Origin of the sequence: Fictibacillus sp. S7 (assembly GCF_004127935.1) — a bacterium.
In the GTDB taxonomy this organism is placed as follows: Bacteria; Bacillota; Bacilli; order Bacillales; family Fictibacillaceae; genus Fictibacillus_C; species Fictibacillus_C enclensis.
Genome location: NZ_QJKL01000001.1, coordinates 2,857,869 through 2,880,285, shown reverse-complemented (window position 1 = coordinate 2,880,285; position 22,417 = coordinate 2,857,869). Strand labels below are relative to the sequence as shown.

General features: G+C 44.3%; 26 protein-coding genes and 2 tRNA genes. 23 read left to right on the top strand and 5 right to left on the bottom strand.

Annotated features, from left to right (window positions below):
- The first annotated feature begins 535 nt into the window (after positions 1-535).
- The 8 genes from DMO16_RS14835 to tsaD all read left to right on the top strand — a co-directional run bounded on the left by DMO16_RS14835 (position 536) and on the right by tsaD (position 6,040).
- Complete coding sequence (locus DMO16_RS14835) at positions 536-1,918, top strand: amino acid permease (RefSeq protein ID WP_129478403.1); 1,383 nt, start codon at positions 536-538, stop codon at positions 1,916-1,918.
- Positions 1,919-2,057: 139 nt separating this feature from the next.
- Positions 2,058-2,134 (top strand) — tRNA-Met (locus DMO16_RS14830).
- Between the two features lie 40 nt (positions 2,135-2,174).
- A tRNA-Asp gene (locus DMO16_RS14825) sits at positions 2,175-2,250 on the top strand.
- 175 nt (positions 2,251-2,425) lie between these two features.
- Positions 2,426-3,406, top strand: a complete 981-nt coding sequence (thiL, locus tag DMO16_RS14820; protein ID WP_129478401.1) for a thiamine-phosphate kinase — start codon at positions 2,426-2,428, stop codon at positions 3,404-3,406.
- Positions 3,407-3,420: 14 nt separating this feature from the next.
- Positions 3,421-3,876 (top strand): tRNA (adenosine(37)-N6)-threonylcarbamoyltransferase complex ATPase subunit type 1 TsaE, encoded by a 456-nt coding sequence (gene tsaE, locus DMO16_RS14815; protein WP_061975410.1) that lies wholly within the window; start codon positions 3,421-3,423, stop codon positions 3,874-3,876.
- Positions 3,873-4,565, top strand: a complete 693-nt coding sequence (tsaB, locus tag DMO16_RS14810) for a tRNA (adenosine(37)-N6)-threonylcarbamoyltransferase complex dimerization subunit type 1 TsaB (protein WP_129478399.1) — start codon at positions 3,873-3,875, stop codon at positions 4,563-4,565. The genes tsaE and tsaB overlap by 4 nt, the downstream gene beginning before the upstream one ends.
- A 9-nt stretch (positions 4,566-4,574) precedes the next feature.
- Positions 4,575-5,024 (top strand): ribosomal protein S18-alanine N-acetyltransferase, encoded by a 450-nt coding sequence (gene rimI / locus DMO16_RS14805; RefSeq protein ID WP_061975414.1) that lies wholly within the window; start codon positions 4,575-4,577, stop codon positions 5,022-5,024.
- Entirely contained in the window at positions 5,024-6,040 is a 1,017-nt protein-coding gene (gene tsaD / locus DMO16_RS14800) for a tRNA (adenosine(37)-N6)-threonylcarbamoyltransferase complex transferase subunit TsaD (protein ID WP_129478396.1), read from the top strand. Before rimI ends, tsaD begins: the two co-directional genes overlap by 1 nt.
- 295 nt (positions 6,041-6,335) lie before the next feature.
- Here the strand turns inward: tsaD and DMO16_RS14795 are convergent, their stop codons facing one another.
- Positions 6,336-8,276 carry an ABC-F family ATP-binding cassette domain-containing protein gene (locus DMO16_RS14795; RefSeq protein ID WP_129478394.1) on the bottom strand — a complete coding sequence of 647 codons (1,941 nt, stop codon included), beginning with the start codon at positions 8,274-8,276 and terminating at the stop codon, positions 6,336-6,338.
- Positions 8,277-8,509: 233 nt separating this feature from the next.
- On the opposite strand from DMO16_RS14795, the gene moaC reads away from it, so the two are divergent.
- From moaC to DMO16_RS14770, 5 genes are all read left to right on the top strand, one after another.
- Positions 8,510-8,995, top strand: coding sequence for a cyclic pyranopterin monophosphate synthase MoaC (gene moaC, locus DMO16_RS14790; RefSeq protein WP_061975421.1), 486 nt, complete (start codon positions 8,510-8,512; stop codon positions 8,993-8,995).
- Positions 8,996-9,044: 49 nt separating this feature from the next.
- Entirely contained in the window at positions 9,045-9,692 is a 648-nt protein-coding gene (locus tag DMO16_RS14785; RefSeq protein ID WP_061975423.1) for a redox-sensing transcriptional repressor Rex, read from the top strand.
- A gap of 30 nt (positions 9,693-9,722) precedes the next feature.
- Positions 9,723-9,911 carry a twin-arginine translocase TatA/TatE family subunit gene (locus DMO16_RS14780; RefSeq protein ID WP_061975425.1) on the top strand — a complete coding sequence of 63 codons (189 nt, stop codon included), beginning with the start codon at positions 9,723-9,725 and terminating at the stop codon, positions 9,909-9,911.
- 17 nt (positions 9,912-9,928) lie between these two features.
- A complete protein-coding gene (gene tatC / locus DMO16_RS14775; protein WP_061975427.1) occupies positions 9,929-10,699 on the top strand; it encodes a twin-arginine translocase subunit TatC in 771 nt (256 codons plus the stop codon).
- Positions 10,700-11,048: 349 nt separating this feature from the next.
- Complete coding sequence (locus DMO16_RS14770) at positions 11,049-12,518, top strand: protein adenylyltransferase SelO (protein ID WP_129478392.1); 1,470 nt, start codon at positions 11,049-11,051, stop codon at positions 12,516-12,518.
- A 48-nt stretch (positions 12,519-12,566) separates the two neighbouring features.
- Here DMO16_RS14770 and DMO16_RS14765 read toward each other — a convergent pair whose 3' ends face one another.
- Both DMO16_RS14765 and DMO16_RS14760 read right to left on the bottom strand, forming a co-directional pair.
- Positions 12,567-12,767 carry a DUF4305 domain-containing protein gene (locus DMO16_RS14765; RefSeq protein ID WP_061975433.1) on the bottom strand — a complete coding sequence of 67 codons (201 nt, stop codon included), beginning with the start codon at positions 12,765-12,767 and terminating at the stop codon, positions 12,567-12,569.
- The gene (locus DMO16_RS14760; RefSeq protein WP_061975435.1) at positions 12,767-13,480 is read right to left on the bottom strand and encodes a CPBP family intramembrane glutamic endopeptidase; all 714 of its coding nucleotides are present in this window, start codon (positions 13,478-13,480) and stop codon (positions 12,767-12,769) included. Before DMO16_RS14760 ends, DMO16_RS14765 begins: the two co-directional genes overlap by 1 nt.
- Before the next feature lie 248 nt (positions 13,481-13,728).
- Here DMO16_RS14760 and groES point away from each other — a divergent pair, with 248 nt between their 5' ends.
- Together groES and groL are read left to right on the top strand one after the other, a co-directional pair.
- On the top strand, positions 13,729-14,013 hold the full coding sequence (gene groES / locus DMO16_RS14755) for a co-chaperone GroES (protein ID WP_053356067.1): 285 nt from the start codon (positions 13,729-13,731) through the stop codon (positions 14,011-14,013).
- Positions 14,014-14,085: 72 nt separating this feature from the next.
- A complete protein-coding gene (gene groL, locus DMO16_RS14750; RefSeq protein WP_061975438.1) occupies positions 14,086-15,726 on the top strand; it encodes a chaperonin GroEL in 1,641 nt (546 codons plus the stop codon).
- Positions 15,727-15,838: 112 nt separating this feature from the next.
- Here groL and DMO16_RS14745 read toward each other — a convergent pair whose 3' ends face one another.
- Together DMO16_RS14745 and DMO16_RS14740 are read right to left on the bottom strand one after the other, a co-directional pair.
- Entirely contained in the window at positions 15,839-17,014 is a 1,176-nt protein-coding gene (locus DMO16_RS14745) for a site-specific integrase (RefSeq protein ID WP_129478390.1), read from the bottom strand.
- Between the two features lie 14 nt (positions 17,015-17,028).
- A complete protein-coding gene (locus DMO16_RS14740; RefSeq protein WP_129478388.1) occupies positions 17,029-17,469 on the bottom strand; it encodes a helix-turn-helix domain-containing protein in 441 nt (146 codons plus the stop codon).
- A gap of 85 nt (positions 17,470-17,554) precedes the next feature.
- Here DMO16_RS14740 and DMO16_RS14735 point away from each other — a divergent pair, with 85 nt between their 5' ends.
- The 8 genes from DMO16_RS14735 to DMO16_RS14700 all read left to right on the top strand — a co-directional run bounded on the left by DMO16_RS14735 (position 17,555) and on the right by DMO16_RS14700 (position 22,244).
- The gene (locus tag DMO16_RS14735; protein WP_129478386.1) at positions 17,555-17,755 is read left to right on the top strand and encodes a helix-turn-helix transcriptional regulator; all 201 of its coding nucleotides are present in this window, start codon (positions 17,555-17,557) and stop codon (positions 17,753-17,755) included.
- A gap of 46 nt (positions 17,756-17,801) precedes the next feature.
- Entirely contained in the window at positions 17,802-18,113 is a 312-nt protein-coding gene (locus tag DMO16_RS14730) for a DNA-binding protein (RefSeq protein ID WP_129478383.1), read from the top strand.
- 75 nt (positions 18,114-18,188) lie between these two features.
- Complete coding sequence (locus tag DMO16_RS14725) at positions 18,189-18,923, top strand: BRO family protein (RefSeq protein WP_129478381.1); 735 nt, start codon at positions 18,189-18,191, stop codon at positions 18,921-18,923.
- Between the two features lie 353 nt (positions 18,924-19,276).
- Entirely contained in the window at positions 19,277-20,068 is a 792-nt protein-coding gene (locus DMO16_RS14720; protein ID WP_129478379.1) for a conserved phage C-terminal domain-containing protein, read from the top strand.
- A gap of 40 nt (positions 20,069-20,108) precedes the next feature.
- A complete protein-coding gene (locus tag DMO16_RS14715) occupies positions 20,109-20,336 on the top strand; it encodes a hypothetical protein (protein ID WP_129478377.1) in 228 nt (75 codons plus the stop codon).
- A 514-nt stretch (positions 20,337-20,850) separates the two neighbouring features.
- Entirely contained in the window at positions 20,851-21,555 is a 705-nt protein-coding gene (locus tag DMO16_RS14710) for a DUF4145 domain-containing protein (protein WP_164988935.1), read from the top strand.
- 52 nt (positions 21,556-21,607) lie between these two features.
- Positions 21,608-21,862, top strand: coding sequence for a hypothetical protein (locus tag DMO16_RS14705; RefSeq protein WP_129478372.1), 255 nt, complete (start codon positions 21,608-21,610; stop codon positions 21,860-21,862).
- Between the two features lie 31 nt (positions 21,863-21,893).
- Entirely contained in the window at positions 21,894-22,244 is a 351-nt protein-coding gene (locus DMO16_RS14700) for a DUF1878 domain-containing protein (RefSeq protein ID WP_129478370.1), read from the top strand.
- Positions 22,245-22,417 lie beyond the last annotated feature (173 nt).

Here is a 22,417-nt window from a genome sequence, read left to right as displayed (position 1 = left end):
CGTGATATGCAAGTAAATCGTGTCGGACCGCAACTAAATTCCCGATCACCGCAACTAAATCATGTCGAAGCGCAAGTAAGAGAGGCCAACCCGCAACTAAATCAGGTCGAACCGCAAGTATCCTAGCCACCAGGGGATCAGCAGAGCCTCAAATCCTCGAACCCTCCCGCGTTCCAGCTTTGCCCTCACCAAAAAACCACTAATTAGTCCTTTTTCTTTCCAAGTATCTTCTCCAAAGAGAGTAAACGGACCACAAAAGAGCATCAACTTAATAAAAAACCCCCTAATTAGTCTCCTTATTTTTTAAAAACCCACTAAAAAGGGAGGCAAAGTTGCCCCATCGTCTCTTGTATATATTCAATTTTCTTTTTGGTTAATAAGCTGTATAATCATAGAGGTGGAGGCGAAAGAAACCCTTATTTATCAAGGGATAGGGAGATATCCTCATTAAATGAATGGGTTTGTCGAATTACATACTATATGATAGTATAAGCATGAAAGCGCTTTAATTTGAAAGCAGGGAGGACAACATGAAATGAAGCAAAAAGAGGAACTTCATCGTGGATTGGAATCAAGACATATTACGCTAATGTCACTGGGCGCCGCAATTGGTGTCGGGTTATTTTTGGGTTCAGCCAGTGCGATTAAGCTCGCTGGTCCGGCCATTCTTGTAGCCTATACCATTGCAGGAGCCATTATGTTTCTTATTATGCGTGCACTTGGGGAGATGGCAATTCACAACCCGGTTGCCGGTTCTTTCAGCCGATATGCGAAGGATCACCTCGGGCCGCTCTCCGGCTATATCACCGGGTGGAATTACTGGTTCCTATGGGTCGTTACCTGTATGGCCGAGATTACGGCTGTGGGGATCTATATGGAGAAGTGGTTCCCGAACGTGCCGAATTGGATTTGGGCACTTGCAGCCCTCGTTATTATGGCTGCGGTAAACTTAATTACCGCCAAAGCATATGGTGAATTTGAATTCTGGTTTGCCATGATTAAGATTGTTGCCATTATCGCTTTGATTATTTCTGGTTTGGGTATTATTTTCTTTGGGTTTGGAAATCACGGAATTGCGACTGGAATCAGCAACCTCTGGTCACATGGAGGTTTTGCGCCAAACGGCTTTAAAGGTATCTTGATGTCCATGCAAATGGTCATGTTCGCCTTCCTGGGAATTGAGATGATCGGTGTAACCGCCGGGGAAGTCAAGAATCCGAAAAAGGTATTGGCACGGGCCATTAACACCGTGTTCTGGAGAATTTTATTATTCTACGTGGGTGCTTTGTTTGTCATCATGTCCATTTATCCCTGGAATGAAATTGGGACAACAGGAAGCCCGTTTGTGCTTACATTTGAGAAAATTGGTATCGCTCAAGCAGCAGGTATTATCAACTTTGTAGTGTTAACAGCCGCCCTCTCCAGCTGTAACAGCGGTATTTTCAGTACGGGACGCATGCTGTTTAACCTGGCACAGCAGGAGCAGGCACCTAAAGGGCTGAAAAAGATCAGCTCCAAAGGTGTTCCGTCAAAGGCCATTTTGCTTTCCGCAGGGGCTTTGCTCATTGGGGTAGTGCTTAACTACTTGTTCCCGGGTTCAGCCGTTTTTGTATGGATCACAAGTATCTCTACATTCGGTGCAATCTGGACATGGGGAACGATTCTTCTTTCTCAAATGAAGTTCAGAAGGTCATTGTCAGCTGACGAGCTTAAGGAATTGAAGTTCAAGACGCCATTCTGGCCTTACGGTTCGTATATTGCTTTAGCCTTCTTGCTGATGGTACTCGGAATCATGGGATATTTCAAAGATACACGTATTGCGCTCATCGTCGGTCCAATTTGGATCTTGGGGCTTGTAGCCTTTTATTATGGAAAAGGGCTTCATAAAAAGAATAAAGATGAGACGAAAGTGGCATAATAAGAATCAGTTGTATGCCAGCGATTACGCTGGCGTGCAACTTCCTTAAAAAAAGGCAAAAAAGGGTTGCATGAAAATGAATTCCATGATATAGTTATTATTGTCGACTCGGACATACAAATGAATTACTTTTTATCATCGCGGGGTGGAGCAGTCTGGTAGCTCGTTGGGCTCATAACCCAAAGGTCGCAGGTTCAAATCCTGTCCCCGCAACCAATTTTAATTTCTGGCATCACAGTCAAGAAATATAGCCAATGGACTCGTGGTGTAGCGGTTAACATGCCTGCCTGTCACGCAGGAGATCGCCGGTTCGATCCCGGTCGGGTCCGCCATCTTTTAAACGTAAACGAAACAATTTGTTTCGTGTTTTTTTATGTAAAAATAGGTTTTTTCGGTGAAATAAGATAAACTAATAAAAGACACATAACCCTTAGGATCTCAGATGCCTAGGGTTTTTTCATAAGTTAAAAAAGTTCAAATCAAATTCGCAAAGGAAAGGTACATACGATGCGGGATGAGTTTGAGTGGATTAAAACAATCAGTCCGGCTGGCCACCGCCAGTCGTCTGTCATACAGGGAATCGGCGATGATGCGGCCCTTGTTCAAGGTTCATCCTGGGATCAGATTGTATGCCTGGACACGATGGTGGAGGGTATCCATTTCACCAGTGAGACGATGACCCCTTATCATGTGGGCTATAAGTCACTGGCTGCCAACATCAGTGATATTGCGGCCATGGGCGGTGTTCCGCTCTACTATCTGGTTTCCATTGCGATTCCGTCTAGCTGGGAGGAAGAGGACCTTTCTCAGGTTTATAAAGGGATGGCTGACTTAGCAGAAGCCTACAATATGGACCTGATTGGCGGTGACACGGTTTCGACCAAAGGGCCGCTTGTTTTGTCGGTTACCGTCATGGGGCAAGTGGAGCCGGGGAGAAAACTGCTGAGAAGCAATGCCAAGCCGGGTGACGTGGTGTTTTTATCCGGGCCTGTCGGTGATTCGGCAGGCGGCCTGGATCTGTTGCTGAAACGGTCGTTAACAGGTCCCTTTACCGCGGAAGAAAAACAACTCGTAAAAGCGCACCAGCTTCCCGAGCCGCATGTGGGGCAGGGACGGATCTTGGCTGCCTCCGACAAACGGGTGTCGCTGAATGACATTAGTGACGGTGTGGCAAGCGAGGCGAATGAGATTGCCGAAGCGAGCGGTGCAGTTCTTACCCTCTTTCATGACAAGCTTCCCAGGAGTCCGGTTCTCCAGATGTACCCCGAGGATCAACAGGATCAATGGATCTTTTTCGGCGGAGAGGACTATAAGCTGATTGGGACGATGTCTCCAAACGACTTTGCACAGGCAGAAGCTGCTTGTAAGAAGGCGGGATATACGTTAACCGTCATCGGCGAGGTTTCCAGCGGGGAGCCCGGTGTGCGGCTTAAAAAGGGATCATACGTGGAACCACTATTGAAGGCGGGATACAATCATTTTTCGTAATAGAGGTGCATCACATGGAACAGTTAATAATAAGTACAACCTCTCCTGAAGAGACGGCGGAACTGGCGGAAAAGCTCGGAACCCTGCTTCAGGCCGGTGATGTTCTGACACTCGAAGGAGATTTGGGTGCGGGCAAAACGACCTTTACCAAGGGTTTGGCCAAGGGTCTCGGAGTTAAACGGGTCGTCAATTCGCCAACCTTCACGATCATTAAAGAATACAATGGGCGCGTGCCTTTTTATCATATGGATGTGTACCGGCTGGAAGACAGTGACGAGGATCTCGGATTTGAGGAGTATTTTGAAGGCGAAGGAGTAACGGTGGTCGAGTGGGCACAGTTCATTGCCGACCGTCTTCCGGAAGAACGATTAACTATTGATATCCGGCGTACGGGAGATGAGACAAGGGAATTAAAGTTTACTCCTGACGGTGAACGGTTTATTAAGGTATGTAAGGAGTTAGAAGAATGAAAGCTCTGGCGATCGACACCTCCAACCTCGTAATGGGAATTGCGGTGCTGGATGGCGAAAAAGTGATCGGTGAATATATTACTAATTTAAAAAAAAATCATTCTGTTCGGGTGATGCCGGCGATTCATGACGTCATGAAAGAAGCCAACGTAAAGCCGGCCGAGCTGGACCGGATTATTACAGCGAAAGGGCCGGGCTCCTATACCGGTGTAAGAATCGGGGTAACCATCGCCAAAACGATGGCCTGGACGCTGAAAAAAGAACTAGTCGGGGTATCAAGCCTGGAAGTGGTCGCGCAAAACGGCAAGTATTTTGGCGGGTATGTCTGTCCACTTTTTGATGCCAGACGCACCCAGCTGTATACAGGGCTGTATGGCAAAAAAGACGGACAGTTCCAAACGGTAAAGGAGGATCGTCTGGTGTTGCGGGAGAACTGGTTAAACGAGCTGAAAAAGCTGGATCAGCCGGTTCTGTTTCTAGGGAATGACCTTGATCTGCACAAGGAACGGATTTCCGAGGAGCTTGGCGAACAGGCGGTGTTTGGAAGCGCTGCGGACCACAATCCACGCCCGTCCGAATTGGGTAGAATCGGTATGGAACGCGAGCCGGAACCGGTTCATCATTTTGTGCCGAGTTACCTTCAGCTTGCAGAAGCGGAAGCCAATTGGCTGGCAGCTCAGAAAAAGTAGGTGCGAAACATGGAGGAGACGTTCACATACAGGTTGGCAACGGTTCATGATCTTCAGGACATTATAGAGATTGAACATGCTTCCTTTACGCTGCCCTGGACGCAGGAGGCGTTTTACAACGAGATTGTGCATAATCAATTTGCCTATTATCTTTTGATCGAGGCAGACGGCAGGACGGTTGGTTACTGCGGTGTCTGGGTGATCATTGATGATGCGCATATCACCAATGTGGCGATCCGTCCCGAATACCGGGGCAGAAAGCTCGGAGAAGCGATTATGCGCCAGGCGATGCATCTGGCCGGAAGGTATGGTGCAGCAAGGCTGAGCCTTGAGGTAAGAGTGACCAATTATGTGGCACAGAATTTATACCGCAAGCTGGGTTTCCAGGATGGCGGTATCCGAAAAAATTATTACAGCGACAACGGGGAAGACGCGTTAGTCATGTGGGTGATGCTTTAATGAAACTAGATGAAATCATATTATCAATTGAAACGAGCTGTGACGAAACAGCTGTGGCACTGATCAAAAACGGCACCGAGATTCTCGCAAATGTTGTGGCTTCACAGATTGAAAGCCATAAACGGTTCGGCGGGGTGGTTCCGGAAATAGCTTCACGCCATCATGTGGAACAGATGACAGTGGTGACAGAGGAAGCGCTACAGCAGGCAGGGCTGACGATGGACGACGTGACCGCTGTGGCGGTAACGGAAGGTCCGGGGCTTGTCGGAGCGCTTTTGATCGGAGTGAACGCAGCCAAGGCGCTGGCGTTTGCTCATGGTCTGCCGCTGGTGCCGGTGCATCATATTGCGGGTCATATCTATGCCAACCGCCTGATCACTGAAATGAAGTTTCCACTCTTGGCCCTTGTAGTTTCAGGAGGGCATACCGAACTTGTTCTGATGAAAGAGCACGGATCATTTGAGGTGATTGGCGAGACGCGGGACGACGCAGCGGGAGAAGCCTATGACAAAGTAGCTCGTACGCTCAACCTTCCGTATCCGGGAGGTCCGCATATCGATAAGCTTGCACAAAACGGGGAACCGGTGCTGAAGCTTCCTCGGGCCTGGCTTGAGCCGGATTCGTATGACTTCAGCTTCAGCGGACTTAAATCGGCTGTGATCAATACGGTTCATAATGCCGCCCAGCGCGGAGAAACCATCCGACCAGAAGACCTGGCCGCAAGTTTCCAGGCTTCCGTCGTCGAAGTGCTTGTGGAAAAAACCGCACGTGCCGCACGGGAATATGACGTCAAGCAAGTGTTGCTGGCTGGTGGTGTAGCAGCGAACCAGGGACTGCGCAAGGCGCTGGAAGAGCGTTTCTCGGATCTTCCACAGGAGCTTGTTGTTCCGCCGCTTTACTTATGCACAGATAACGCAGCGATGATTGGTGCTGCGGGCAGTGTAGCTTATCAAAAAGGCAAAAGAGCCGACTGGGCGCTCAATGGAGTGCCGGGCCTGGATCTGGAAGCTCAATAAATGGAGAAAATCCCTTCTTATCAACAGGTAAGAAGGGATTTTATTGTTCTTTGCTCCTCTTTGTGGATGTGGACAAACTTATCCACAGGTCAGACGAATTTGTGTGTAAATAAAATGAAAGCAGAAAAACCACGAATTCCAGCTGTGTATAAAATACTGTGGATAACTATCAATCAACCTGTGGATAATGTGCATAAGTGTGTGAATTGTGGATTTTTCTCCTGTTTTTATGTGTATAAGTATGTGGATACTGTGAATTGTTTAAAAAATAAAACAATGGCACTTGGCCATTGTTTTAATTCTCTTCTTGAAGTTGTTCCCATTCTTCCATCAACTGTTCCATCTCGGCGCTCAGTGCCTCGATCTGCTCATTGTGATCCTGCGTTTTTTCATAGTCCTGAAAGATCTCAGGATCGCACAAGGCTTCTTCATGCTCGGCCTGGCGTGCTTCAAGGGTTTCAAGAAGGCCTTCAATTTCTTCAATCCTTCTCAGGCGTTTCCGGTCTTCCCGTTTGGCGGCTTTATCCTGACGATAGCTGCCGATGGGTGGTTCATCTGTTTTGGCGGAAGGGGCAGAGGCTTCCTGGCTTTTTTTCAGGTATTCTTCCCGTTCTCTCGTTTCTGTTTTCTTATCCACATAATAATCGTAGTCACCGAGATAGTTTGTGATTTGGGTGCGCGACAGTTCGGCGACCTTTGTTGCGATCCTGTTGATAAAGTAACGGTCATGGGAAACAAAGACGATCGTTCCCGGATAATTGATCAATGCCTGCTCGAGGACTTCCTTACTGTCGAGGTCCAGGTGGTTCGTCGGTTCGTCCAGAAGAAGCAGATTCGCTTTTTGCATCATCAGCTTGGCAAGAGCGAGCCGTGCTTTTTGGCCGCCGCTCAGCTCGTTGACAAGCTTTAGTACATCGTCACCGCTAAACAGAAAGTTTCCGAGAACGGTGCGAATCTCTTTTTCCGTTTTGTCCGGATATTCATCCCACAGCTCGTTCAGCAGGGTTTTCCGGGAGTTCAGGTTGGCCTGCTCCTGCTCGTAATGGCCGATCTTCACATTGGCTCCGTACCGGATGGTGCCGTCAAGGAGTGGCAGCTGTTTTAAAACGGCCTTCAGCAGGGTGGACTTGCCGATACCGTTCGGCCCGACAAGCGCTACCGCATCCTGACGGGATACATCGTAATTGATGTTGGTGATGAGCGGCACTCCGTCCTCATAGCCAGTGGCCACATGTTCAAGCTTCAGCACGTCATTCCCGCTCTGCCGCTCAATATCAAACATGAAGGAAGCCGACTTCTCATCACCGAGCGGCCTGTCCATCACTTCCATACGCTCGAGCTGTTTTCTTCGGCTTTGCGCACGTTTGGTGGTGGAGGCACGAACCAGGTTTTTCTGGACAAAGTCCTGCAGCTTGGCGATTTCGTCCTGCTGCTTTTCGTACGCCTTCATGTCGAGCGCGAGCCGCTCGGCCTTCTGCTCCAGAAACTGCGTGTAGTTTCCTTTGTATTTGAAGGAGCGATGCCGGGTAATTTCATAGACCGTCGTTACGATTTTGTCCAGGAAATAACGGTCATGGGATACGAGCAGAATGGCGCCCGGATAGGACTGCAGGTATTGCTCCAGCCAGGAAAGCGTCTCGATGTCCAGATGGTTGGTCGGCTCATCAAGGATCAAAAGGTCCGGCTTGGTAAGGAGCAGCTTGGCCAGGGCCAGCCGTGTTTTCTGTCCGCCGCTTAAGGTTGCGACAGGTGTTGCAGGGTCAAAGTCTGCGAACTGAAACCCGTGGAGGACCGTCCGCATTTCCGCTTCGTACTGATAGCCTCCCGCTTCTTTAAATGTGATCTGCAGCTCGTCATACTCCTTTAGGAGTTTATTGTAGCTGTTTTCGTCTTCAATCAGCGCAGGGTCGCCCATGCGGCTTTCCATGCTGCGCAGCTGTCTTTCCATTTTACGAAGCGGTTCAAACACACTCAGCATCTCGTCCCAGATAGAGAGGCTTGATTCAAGGCCGGTGTCCTGTGCGAGATAGCCCACCTTGACGCCTTTTGGCATAATAAGCTGTCCGGAGTCATAGGACAGGTCGCCCGTTATGATCTTCAACAGCGTGGATTTGCCCGCTCCGTTTCTTCCAACAAGCGCGATTCTGTCGCGTGTTTGGACTTCGAGCTTAATATTCGATAAAATAGGGTCAGCCCCAAACGATTTTGTTAAGTCATTCACTTGCAAAATAATCACTGTACGTCACCTCAAATTCCTGTCAACAAAACATCAGGAAACAGACGGGGTGCAAACGACAAAAAATGCACGGGGTTACGCCTGTTTTGCTGTAATCTGTCTACTCTTAGTGTAGCCTACAAAAGCAAAGCCGGGCAACTAATCAATGTTCAACATATTGTTATATATTGAGAGAAGAAGCAACTGCCATTCTATAGTAAGATCGTGTATATTTTAGGAAGAAGGAGTAGGATATGGGATCTTTTACGCATTTTAACGAACAGGGACGAGCAAAAATGGTGGATATTTCGGACAAGGATGTGACGGTCCGCACCGCTGTGGCCCACAGCTCGATTTTTGTGAATCCGGAAATCTACACAAAGATCACCGAAGGTTCCTTCAAAAAAGGAGATGTGCTCGCTGTGGCACAGGTGGCCGGCATCATGGCGGCCAAAAAAACCTCCGACTGGATTCCGATGTGCCATCCGCTCGCTCTTACGGGTGTGGATATTTCCTTTCAGTGGGAAAAAGAGGACGAGGGATACCGGCTGCATATTGAAGCAGCGGTGAAAACAAAGGGCAATACCGGGGTTGAAATGGAAGCCTTGACGGCGGCAAGTGCTGCTGCGCTGACCGTTTATGATATGTGCAAGGCGGTTGATAAAGGAATGGTCATTGGACCGACTTATCTTCAGAGTAAAACCGGGGGAAAAAACGGGGATTTTCAACGTTCCAAGTAAAAAATATGATAAACTATAGATAAGCTTTCTGAATTGTGGAGGCTACAAAATGACTCAAGAACAGATAAAGATACCGCAAGCAACCGCGAAGAGACTGCCGCTGTATTACCGCTTTTTAAAGAATCTTTCCATTTCCGGAAAGCAGCGTGTATCCTCGGCAGAGCTAAGCGAAGCAGTAAAAGTAGATTCAGCAACCATCCGAAGGGATTTTTCCTATTTTGGCGCACTTGGAAAAAAAGGATATGGCTATAACGTGAATTACCTGTTATCCTTTTTCCGAAAAACGCTTAATCAGGACGAAGTGACGAAGGTTGCCTTGATTGGCGTCGGGAATTTAGGTACCGCTTTCCTTCACTATAACTTTATTAAAAACAACAATACGGTCATCCAGGTCGCATTTGACGTGGATCCGGACAAGGTAGGTAAGGAAGTAGCGGGAGTTCCGGTTCATTCGATCGACAATATGGTCGATGAGCTCCGGGAAAGTGATGTGGAGGTGGCCATTTTGACCGTACCGGTCGGTGTTGCCCAGCATACGGCGGACAAGCTGGCTGATGCGGGGATTAAAGGCCTGTTAAATTTCACGCCGGCGCGCCTGACCTTGCCTCCTGAAATCAGGGTGCACCATATTGACCTGGCTGTGGAATTACAGTCATTGATTTATTTTATGAAGCATTATCCGTCAGATGAAATATAGAAGTTCAAATTACTTGAAGGAGGAACTGGGATGATTGGAACAGGCAGTGCAATTGTGATTGCAGCGGCAGCATTAGTCATGTTTGGACCGAAAAAGCTTCCGGAACTCGGACGTGCAGCAGGAAGAACGCTAAGAGAGTTCAAGAATGCCACACAAGGGCTCATGGACGATGATGATAAGAAAGAGAAAGAGTCTTCTAAAACGCACGAACAGAAGTAGCAGTTAGGATGAACATCATGACAGAAAAAAACATGTCGGTCTATGATCATCTGGGAGAATTAAGAAACCGCATCATCATCACGGCGGCTTTCTTTTTTATCTTTATGGTTGTAGGTCTCTTTTTTGCCAAACCCGTCATTGTATACTTGCAAAGTGATCCTGTGGCACAAGACATTCAAATGAACGCCTTCAATCTAACGGACCCGCTGAAAGTGTATTTTGATTTTTCATTTATCATTGCACTTCTGCTCACACTTCCTGTAGGGCTCTACCAAATCTGGGCCTTCATTAGCCCGGGTCTATTTGAGAATGAAAGAAAGGTCACGCTCTCGTACATTCCTATTTCGTTCCTATTGTTCGCGGCCGGTCTGTCTTTTGCCTATTTCATTCTTTTCCCGATGGTGGTTCACTTCATGTCGAACATTGCCGATTCCCTGAACGTCGAAGGGGAGTACGGGATCAACGAATACTTTTCTTTTTTATTTGGTCTTATCCTGCCGTTCGGGCTGCTGTTTCAGTTCCCGGTCCTCATCATGTTCCTGACGAGGCTCGGTCTGATCACCCCACAGTTCCTGAGGAAGATCAGGAAGTTTTCGTATTTCGGCATTCTTGTTATTGCCGGGATCATCAGCCCGCCTGAATTGATTTCACATTTAACCATTACCGTTCCACTGATCATTCTGTACGAAATCAGCATCATGATCTCAGCCAACGCCTACAAAAAGAGGCTGAGAGCGGAAGAAGAAGCCAGACTTGATTTGGAGCTGAATGAAACACATCCCGACTAAAGGGTGTGTTTTTTTGTTTTAGGAATCACTGTTGTCTTTGAAAGCGGCTGATTTCCGTTCCAGGATGCTCGCTTTCCGCAGGGCGTGTGCTGAGCCCATCAGGCGCAAGCGCCTTCTTGGTCTCACCTGTCACGCTTCCCCTGCAGGAGTCTCGCACCTTGCACTCCAATCAGTTGCAATGATGATACTCCAAGCAAAATGCATTTTTAATAAAAAGGGACAAAGCAGCGAGTGAACGTGTCGATCATGGTCGAAAAGGGAATACTTAGAAAAATAACCCTTATTTATGGACACCCAGAATGAATTTACGAATAATGAAAAATAAACCGGAAGAAGAGAAGGAGATAGGATGACACAAGAAAAAGTAAATGCAGCCGGGTGGAAGCTGGAAAATACTTACGCTGAATTGCCGAAAGCATTTTTCTCTATCATCAAGGTAAAACCGGTGGATTCACCTGAAATGGTTGTTTTGAACCACTCGCTGGCGGAGTCTCTCGGTTTAAACGCCAAGGTGCTTGAGGGCGAGGAAGGGGTTCGGGTATTTGCCGGAAATGAGGTTCCAGAAGGATCAGTGCCGCTGGCTCAAGCTTATGCCGGGCATCAGTTTGGGAATTTTACGATGCTTGGGGACGGACGGGCTCTCCTGATCGGAGAACAAATGACGCCAGACGGGAAGCGATATGATATCCAGCTGAAGGGTTCCGGACGGACGCCCTACTCCCGGGGAGGCGATGGACGGGCCGCGCTTGGGCCGATGCTTCGTGAATATATCATTTCGGAAGCGATGCACGGGCTTGGCATCCCGACGACCCGCAGTTTGGCGGTTGTTACGACGGGAGAGCCGATTTACCGTGAAAGCCAATTGACCGGAGCGATTATGACCCGCGTAGCAGCATCTCATCTTCGGGTAGGAACGTTCGAATACGGTGCGAATTTTGCCGAAAAGGAAGATTTGAAAGCGTTGGCCTATTATGCGATTGAACGGCACTATCCGGAAATCAAAAAAGATAAAAATCCGTATGTGTCTCTGCTTCGTGAAGTGCAGAAGCGCCAGGCGGCACTCATCGCCAAATGGCAGATGATTGGATTTATTCACGGGGTGATGAATACCGATAACATGACGATCAGCGGGGAGACGATTGATTACGGCCCATGCGCGTTTATGGATACGTATAATCCGGCAACCGTCTTCAGTTCAATCGATGTGCAGGGCCGCTACGCGTACGGCAATCAGCCGCCGATCGCCGGTTGGAACATTACCCGCTTTGCGGAAGCTCTTTTGCCGTTGTTCCACGACAACCAGGAGAAGGCGATTCAGCTGGCACAGGACGTGCTTTCGGAATATCCTCTCGCGTTTAATACCGCTTGGGTGAAGGGGATGAGGTGCAAGCTTGGTTTGTTTAATGAAGAGGAAGCGGATGAAGCTTTGATTCTCGATCTGCTGAAAATCATGCACAAAGAGAAGGCAGATTATACGAACACATTCCGCGCCCTTACTCTTGATGACCGAAAGTTCTCTCTGTTTGTGTACCAGGACTTTCAGGAATGGGAGAAGCGCTGGCAGGAGCGGCGCAAAAGGCAGCCGGAATCCCAAAAAGAATCGAAAGACCTGATGTGCAAGCACAACCCTGCCATCATTCCACGAAATCATAGGGTGGAAGAGGCGATTAAAGCGGCAGAAGAAGGAAATCTGAGTGTAATGGAGAAATTAGTATCTGTACTGAAAGATCCGTATGCTTATTCGAAAGAGCAGGAGGAATACAGTGCACCGCCGCCTCCATCCGAGGCCATGAGTTACCAAACGTTTTGCGGAACATGAAGATAAAAAAAATCCGGCTGAGAAATGAACGTCCAGCCGGATTTCTTTTTACTTCTTGTATTTTTTTATGTGACGGTGCAGCCGGTAGTATTTGATCGCGTTGGCGAAATCAAATGTGGCCACGAGCATGGTAATGAGTGTCCAGATTCCGGTGACGCCGTATTCCGACGAATAGTGGATGGCGAGCCAGGTGAATAGGACACCCATAACCGTGTACAACCCGCTCATAAAAAATGGTGATGTTCTCATTAGAAAAGTCCCCCAATAATCATCTGCATTTTCTCGGCCTTATCCTGTAAGTCATTGATCTTGTCAGCGAATATCACCTGCACAAGCATGACGAGTGTATTCATGGAGACATGGGCGACAATGGGAACAAGCAACCGTTTTGTTTTTACATACAAAAAAGCAAAGACAAAGCCCATGGCTGTATAAACGAGCAGGTGGGTAAAGTCGAAGTGAACGGCTGCGAAAATTAGGGAGCTAATGATAGCAGCAATCACAAAGTTAAACCGTCTATACAGACTGCCAAAAATAATCTTACGGAAAATAATTTCTTCCAAAATCGGTCCTGCAATGGACGTTACGATCATAAAGTAGGGAGTCGCCTTGGCAATCTTGACAAGCATCTCGGTGTTCTCTGATCCCTGCTTGATGCCAAACACATTGATTTCAATGATGCCGGCAACAATCTGTGCGCCGTAGGCGAGGAAGATCCCCCCGATGGCCCAACCGACTGCTGATGCTCCTGAAACGCGGCCGCCCCGAAGCGCCGGGTCTTTCATGTCAGGAATGAGCAGCAACAGCACAATTACGAGGGCAACGAGAAAGCTGATGGTTCCCCAAAGGCCGGCCCAGTGTTCCCGCGGAACGTTCAGCGAGTTTAAGATCGGGTAGCCGACGTAGCCCGAAAGCTGCATCAGGATATAAGTCAGTACGATCCATAAATAGCGCTTCGTCAATGTAGAATTTCTCCTTTAATCAAGTTCAGTTGGGTCATGTTTTCAGCATGCCCATGTATCTCTTTATTCTAACATAGATTGCTTGAAAACATGGCATGATACCCCTTTCAGAAAATTTTCGAGAATTTTTAAGGTCATGCTTGCAAAGTGGAAAAAAATTATTTAATATAGGAAATGGAGTTAGCACTCAGTAAATCAGAGTGCTAATAATAATAAAACTTTCTAATATTTTGAGGAGGGTGTTTCACTTGTTAAAGCCACTAGGTGACCGTATTGTGATTGAGCTTGTAGAAGGTGAAGAAAAGACTGCAAGCGGGATCGTTTTACCAGACTCTGCAAAGGAAAAGCCGCAAGAAGGCAAAGTCGTTGCAGTAGGAACAGGCCGCGTAACTGAGCAAGGAGAACGCGTAGCGCTGGAAGTCTCTGAAGGAGATTCTATCATCTTTTCAAAATATGCAGGAACTGAAGTGAAGTATCAAGGTAAAGAGTACCTTATCCTTCGCGAAACAGACGTATTGGCTGTAATCGGCTAATACCGGCATAACAACAGAACAGCTACATAGGTAGCTTTTAAAAATTCAACTATTTATAGGAGGGTTTAACTCATGGCTAAAGACATTAAGTTCAGTGAAGACGCTCGCCGCGCAATGCTTCGCGGTGTGGACGCACTTGCAAACGCAGTTAAAGTAACGCTTGGACCAAAAGGACGCAACGTCGTTCTTGAGAAGAAATTCGGTTCACCTCTTATTACTAACGATGGTGTAACGATCGCAAAAGAAATCGAGCTTGAAGATGCTTTCGAAAACATGGGTGCAAAGCTTGTTGCTGAAGTAGCAAGCAAAACAAACGATGTTGCCGGTGACGGAACTACAACAGCGACTGTTCTTGCTCAAGCAATGATCCGTGAAGGATTGAAAAACGTAACTTCCGGTGCAAACCCAATGGTTCTTCGCAAAGGAATCGAAAAAGCAACTGCAGTTGCTGTTCAAGAGCTTCAAAAGATCTCCAAGCCGATCGAAGGCAAAGAGTCCATCGCTCAAGTTGCTGCAATCTCTGCTGCTGACGATGAAGTTGGCCAATTGATTGCTGAAGCTATGGAGCGCGTAGGTAACGACGGCGTTATCACCATCGAAGAATCCAAAGGATTCACAACTGAGCTTGAAGTGGTTGAAGGTATGCAGTTCGACCGTGGATATGCATCTCCATACATGGTAACCAACTCTGACAAGATGGAAGCGGTTCTTGAAAATCCTTACATCTTGATCACGGACAAGAAGATCACTAACATCCAGGAAATCCTTCCTGTACTAGAGCAAGTGGTTCAACAAGGCAAGCCATTGCTTCTCGTAGCTGAAGATGTTGAAGGTGAAGCTCTTGCTACATTAGTAGTAAACAAACTTCGCGGAACATTCAACGCTGTAGCTGTTAAAGCTCCAGGATTCGGTGACCGTCGTAAAGCTATGCTTGAAGACATCGCGATCCTTACTGGCGGTGAAGTCATCACTGAAGAACTAGGTCTTGACCTTAAGACGGCAAACATTGGACAGCTTGGAACAGCTTCTAAAGTGGTTGTTACTAAAGAAAACACAACCATCGTTGAAGGTGCTGGCGAGTCTGACAAAATTGCAGGCCGCGTAACTCAAATCCGTGCTCAATTGGAAGAAACAACTTCCGAGTTCGATAAAGAAAAACTTCAAGAGCGTCTTGCTAAGCTTGCTGGCGGCGTAGCGGTCATCAAAGTTGGTGCAGCTACTGAAACTGAGCTTAAAGAGCGCAAGCTTCGCATTGAAGATGCCCTTAACTCTACGCGTGCAGCAGTAGAAGAAGGAATCGTATCCGGTGGTGGTACTGCCCTAGTAAACGTGGTTCGTGCCCTTTCTTCTCTTGAAGCAGCTGGAGACGAAAAAACTGGTGTGAAACTTGTACTTCGTGCACTTGAAGAGCCAATTCGTCAAATCGCACACAACGCTGGTCTTGAAGGATCTGTTGTGGTTGAGCGCTTGAAAAACGAAGAAATCGGAATTGGTTTCAACGCGGCAACTGGCGAATGGGTAAACATGTTCGAAGCGGGTATCGTTGACCCAACTAAAGTAACTCGTTCTGCACTTCAAAACGCAGCATCCGTATCAGCTATGTTCCTAACAACAGAAGCTGTTATCGCTGACAAGCCAGAAGAAAACGCTGGCGGCGCAGGCATGCCTGACATGGGCGGCATGGGCATGGGCGGAATGGGCGGCATGATGTAAACTAGGGGTTTAAACCCTTATGCGTCAATATTTTAGGCGGTTTTGTTTCTAATTTGTCCGCATATTTGTCCGCATAATGTAAAAAATCACCTTGTTACAACAAAATGATTGCTTACAGGAGAAGGTCTTTCATCAGTTCGCTGAACTGGTGGGAGGCCTTTTCTTCCATGTTGGCGGTCATATGGGCGTAAATGTTCATCGTGGTATTTATATCTGTATGGCCCAAGCGTTGTTGTATCTCTTTTATTCCCACCCCTGCCTCAATTAATAAGGAGGTATGTGTATGGCGGAATGAATGTGGGGTAATGTTCTTTTCTATTCCAGCTATCTTAAGGAGTCGTTTAAGCCTGACTTCGATTACTTTTCTTAATTGAGGATATCCATCATCACGGGCAAATATAAAAGCATTATCGTTGTATAGCTGCCTATTTTTTAACTTCGTTTCATTCTGTTTCATTCTGTGTTTCTTCATTATGCTTACCAGCATATTATCAATTCTAACTGTACGGATTGATCCGGTTGTTTTTGGGGTAAGAAGTTGGTATTCTCTGTAATTGTTATTAGGATTATAAAGAGTTTTTGTTACTCTTAATCTGCTTTGATCCATGTCTATATCTGCCCACTTTAGAGCAAGCAGCTCTCCTATCCGAATCCCGGTATATGCTAAGGTAGTGAACACAAGCGAATCCATTTCAAGACCGTCTGTTTGGCATAACTTTAAAAACTGGGCCAGCTCTTCCTTTTCTATAAACTTAACTGTTTCTTGCCCACTTTCTAAATCCTCAATTTTTGTCTGCTGTTTTGGGAGGTGAATGTTTTCGGTAGGGTTCACTTTTATTAATCCTAAATCCATAGCATGTCTGAAAAGCATCCTGCCGCAAGCGTGGATGCCGCTAGTATAATTCCGGGTATACCGTCCAGATAATTCATAAATTCTATCTTGGTACATTTTTTTCGTGATGTTTTTAATAGGATATGGTCCCCAAACACATATGAAGTGCTTCATTTCCTTTTCTCTAGCACGAACGCTGCTTATTTTAACATTAAGGCCATAAGACTTTAACCAATCATGCGCTAAGTTCTCAAACGGCATTTCGGACTCTTTAATAAAGGTACCCCTTTCAATTTCAAGTTCTATGATCCGGGCAGCAGCCTGGGCATCCTTCTTTTTCTCAAATCCACCTTTGGAGACTTGCTTCCTTTTTTTAGTAAGCGGATCTAGTCCTAAATCAATTATAAAGGACCAGGTCTCTTGTCCCTTTTTGCCTCTTTTACGGTAATGAGCCATTGTTTTTAATCTCCTTAATTTAACAGTGTTTCGATAAGTGTAAGAATTTTTTTCTTATCATCCTCAGTTAATTTTTTATCTTTAAAGTATAATTCCTTATCCATTTGAAGAAAATCAAACAAGTCATCTGAATTTTTTGGAGTAGTAGGATACACAACTTCTCCTTTGCCATTAACTAACCTAGTGTCAGGTGTTCTTGCGAACTTATTTTTAGTTTGAATGTATTCAAACGGATCGTATCCTGCTTTAATGGCTAAATCTCCATTACGAACTCCATAATGTGAAGCTAACTTGTTTATTACATCTGGATGAGGTCTTCTTGGTTTTTTAGTTCGCGGGTCAAAACCCTTTTCCAAAGTGGTTAAATAAGTGTGGCTTATTCCTATTGCCCTTGCAACCTCTCTAATTGATCTATCTCCACGTAATTCCTTCAAATAGTTGCCAAAATCATCCATAAAAATCCCCCTTTAATTGATAGTGTAATCCATGGTTGACATAAATGCAAACTATAATTTACACTGTAAATGGGAGGTGTAAACCGTGAATTCCAATAATCTAAAAGATGTTAGAACTGAACGAGGTATATCAATTTCAGAACTAGCAAGGCGTTCACATCTTAGCCGTGTTACTGTAACTGATATTGAAAGTGGGCGGAGAAACCCAACTATAAAAACCGTTACCGCATTATGTAAGGCATTAAATAAAGAGCCAAGCGAAATATTTTTTTTGGAGTCAGTGTAAACCATGAATTCCAAAGTGAATCTAAAAATGAGGGGGAAGCAGGGTAATGATCCAGATTGAGCTGGATGAAATTGAGCTTAAGAAACTTTATCTTGAAGAAATTCAAAAAAAGCTAGAAGACATTGAGTTTAATTCAATGCTCATGGATTCAAAGCAGTTATGTAAAATGCTTTCGTTATCCTGGCCTACGATTGATAAAACATTCATGAGTGATCCAAGCTTTCCGAGAATGAGGATTGGTAAAAAGTGGGTCTTTAACAGGAGGGAAGTACAAGCTTATATAGACTGTTGGTCAATACGTAATAAAAAAGGAGGAGCCAGTACGGACACTAAGCAAACAGGAACAGAATGGCGTTAACAAGCTGCTTAAACAGTTCCAGGCGCGCAATAAAAAGGGAGCAATCATACTGAGCGAAATAAGGAGGACAAGTACGTGACACAATTAGAAAAAGCATTCCATTACTCTGGAAATGAAATAAGAACGTTTATCCAAAATGAGAAAGTGTGGTTTGTTGCAAAGGATGTTTGCGATGTTTTGGATATCGGAAACAGCCGTGCCGCTGTTAGCCGATTGAAAACCTCTCAAAAAGCTGCCGTCACTATTAGTGACGGTAGCCAGCTGAGACATACGACAATAATCAATGAAGCTGGCGTGTATAAGATAATCTTTAAAAGCAAAAAAGAGGAGGCGGAGCGCTTTAGTGATTGGGTTGCTGAAGAAGTGCTCCCAACAATTAGGAAAACAGGCGGATTTGTTTCTGATGATGATTTTTTTATTCAAACATATTTACAACACGCTGATGACACAACGAAGCATATGTTTAAATCCACATTAAAAACAATTCGTCAGCAAAATGAGTTGCTGACAAAAATGCAGCCGAAATCGGATTACTTTGACGCTCTAGTGGATCGGAATATGCTTACTAATTTTCGGGATACTTCAAAGGAGTTAGGGGCCAAAGAAAGGGAATTCATTAAACTGTTAGAGGAAAAGAAATTCGTATACAGAGATGCTAAGAAGAAATTGAAGCCTTACGCGCAGTATGTGGACGAATTGTTCCAATTGAAAGAATGGGCGCGTAACGGTAAAGCTTCCGTTCAAACCTTGGTTACACCAAAAGGAAGAGAGACGTTTCGTCTCTTGCTCAATAAACAAAAAAGAGCCTGATGCGCGAACATCAAGGCCAACGTAAAATAATCCAGTATAAGTATAGCACTTTATTCCAAAAAGGAGCAATTGAAAGAACAGAATCATCATTGGCATTGAACACACAGGCCTATTACTGGTTCAACCTGGCATATTAGGGAAGGACATCCCTCTTGTAAAGACGAACCGATGCATGTCAAACGGTCTAAGGATCTCGATGACAACCCACCAAGCATAACGCCAAAGATGATTGGTGCTCGGAGTGTAATAAAGGAAGGCGGATACTGCTTTCCACGCTTCCAAGCCGACCAGCGGCACGGAGCTTAGCTCAAGAAGGTACCGTTGTTATATAAACGTGGGAGGAGACAATTACAATGGCTGTTTATAGACAGATACACGTAACATTCTGGCAGGATGGATTTGTCTTGGATCTCACGCCAGAAGAAAAGTATTTCTATCTTTACCTTATGACCAACAGTAAAACGACTCAGTGCGGCATATACGAACTGCCAAAACGAATCATCGAGACAGAAACAGGATATAACCGTGGAACTGTAGACAAGTTGCTTCAAAAATTTGTTGAATACGGTAAGGTCCTTTACTCAGAAGAAGAAAAGGAAATTATGATTATAAACTGGACAAAGTACAACTTCATTAACAGCCCTAAAGTAATAACGTGTATTGAAAAAGAATTGAAGGCAATCAAGAATAAAGCCTTTGTTGCCAAGTATTCAGAGTTAGTAAAAAAGCGGTATGGATACCTCTTAGACACCCTATCTATAGTCTATGGGGAAGAAGAAGAACTAGAAGGAGAAAGAGAAGAAGAAAAAGAAGAAGAAAAAGAAGCAGAAAGAGAAGTAGACATATTACTGTATGAGGAGATTATCGACTATTTGAACCGTAAAGCCCATTCTTCTTTTCAAACAACTTTAAAAACCATTGTCCTGATCAAAGCAAGATGCAATGACGGCTTTACATTAAATGATTTTAAATGTGTCATTGATCTCAAAACAGCTGAATGGCTTAACGATGAGAAAATGAATAAGTTCCTGCGTCCAGAAACATTGTTCGGAACCAGATTTGAAAGCTACTTGAATCAAAGGGGAGGGGGCGATAAAAAGAATAAAGGGAAAAGCGAAGACGGCAGATACACCTTTCTATTTTAAAGGATACACCTGGTAAATCTAACTGTGAGGGGGTGGGACTATGCCAAAATCCAAATATGATTGGCAGATGGTAGAGAACACTTTTTATGAAGCGGGACATCGTAGCAAGGTTAGTTTAAAAGCTATTAGTCTGCGGTTCCGTATTCCCTATCAAACTGTACGAAGGAAAGCGGCAGATGAAAAATGGCACCAAAACAGACTATTTTATTGGTATCATTCGCATTCTACAAAACCTAATAAAACCTCACTTCTAACTCTAATAAAATAAGCAAATAGTTAAAATTAAGTTTTATACTTTTAGTAAAAATGAGAAAAGACCGATTCGATACAGAATTGGTCTTTTTGTTTATCAAGATTTTAGTAATTGCTTCACGTTTGCTTATAATAGGTGAAGTGTAATGCTGACCTTTACGCTGCCAGCGTGAAAAATAAAGTTTCCCCTAGTTCTCTAATGTAGGGTAGACTCTATTGGAACGCTGTATGTGAGACGTTAGATTACAGGTTTAATTGTCCATTACTATTAAACTAAAAAGATAAGAAAGTGCTGGGTATATATATATACAGGTATTTAAGGCTCCTGCTTATTTAGAATAGACCATACTGCATGCTGAACTATGGTCTAAATTAGGTGAAAAGCGACATAACGTTTCTTAGATAGTGGAAAACAGCGGTACAAATACCCCTCTTTTGGAATTTAGTTCGCCTAGCATATGCCTTTTTACACCCACGAAAAAAATAGTATATTTAAAGTAATTGATGTATTATCAAAATGGGTGATGAAAATGGAATTTGTTCCAGAAAAAGTGTATTGCGAAAAATGTAACGGCTTAAGGAATCACAAGATAATATATAAATTCCCAGACCCTAATAATAATTTAGATCAAGGTATTTTTATAGATCATTCAATTCTTCAATGCGCAGGGTGTGATTCGGTTACTTACGGAGACATTTCCTCTGTTTGGATAGAGCATAATGGAGAACGACCTCATCTTTATGTAAATATTTATCCAGATCCCCCAGCAGTTGAAAAGCCCATTACAATTGATCCTTTTGAGTCTATTTTGTTGCATATCCCTATTAACATTAGATCTATATATTTACAATTAGTGGCTGCCTATAATCAAAAACATAATTTACTTTGCGCAATAGGATTGAGGACATTAATTGAAGCGATATGTAATGAACTTGGGATTATTAAGGGATTCAAACATGATAATGATGGTAATCCTTTGGTACAGGAAGGTAAAAGAGAAAGTATTGAAGGAAAAATATATGGGCTTTATGAAAACAAACATATAATATGGTATGAAACTTTAATTTTACAACGAATTAGGGAGATTGGTAATGCAGCGGCACACGAGGCTGTAATACCAACATCTGAAGAATTGCACGGTGCTATCGAAATAATAGAGAGATTATTAGTTAATCTATATCAACTTAAAAATCATAAATTGTTAAAAAAAGAAAAACAAAACAATAGAAACTAAAGGAAATATCTCCCTTTAAGTCGAAAGTAGTAGACAGAAGGGAGGTGTTTTTTTGAAGTTAGTAGTTCAATGTGAAAAATGTAATAATTTTGTAGAATTAATTCCAACAAAATTTGGTCAACATGCAAATTTTAGTTCTATTGAAAGCCGCTTTAAAGCATCTGAAATACAAATAGAATTTGACCATGATGCTGATAGTGCGGAAGAAGTCACTCCTGTTCTCGAAGAAATTAGAATTGATTGTAACTCTTGTGGAGATTACATAGTATTAAATGAATTCCCATCCCATGTATACAGGTACAGGTAACTGATCTCATTAAAAGAGAAGAGGAACTAATTTGAATGAAACCGAACTTCTAGAAAGACTCGACTTTATTGAATTTAGACAAAGATTGTTGTTTGATAATACAGATTTGGATCGTTTGTTCTTTGAATATGAAATTACTAGGAAACAATCCAAGGAAATATTAAATTTGTTTGCAAGCATGCGAAAATCTTTAGAAGAAAATAATGAACTTAGTGATATGAGGTATGAATCAGATATTTATGAAATAGTACCGCACCTCAAAGGTGACTATCATTTTGCTGAATTTGTAGCAAAGCATCTACATGAAGATGGTAGATATCAGGAAGTTTTTGAAGCATTGTATAGCGATAATCCAAAGTATAAAACTTATTTACAAAAGTAAAGGAAAGAGCGCTCCTAAAAGGGAGTGTTTTTTCTTATTTGGAAAAGGACTTTAGACCTATGTTGTCGAATTATGTAAAAAAACGAAAGTAGGTGTCCTTCTTGCACATTGATTATTATAAGGAAAATATTGATGTGATGACTGAGGTTGAAATCAAGACTGCTCTAATCGAA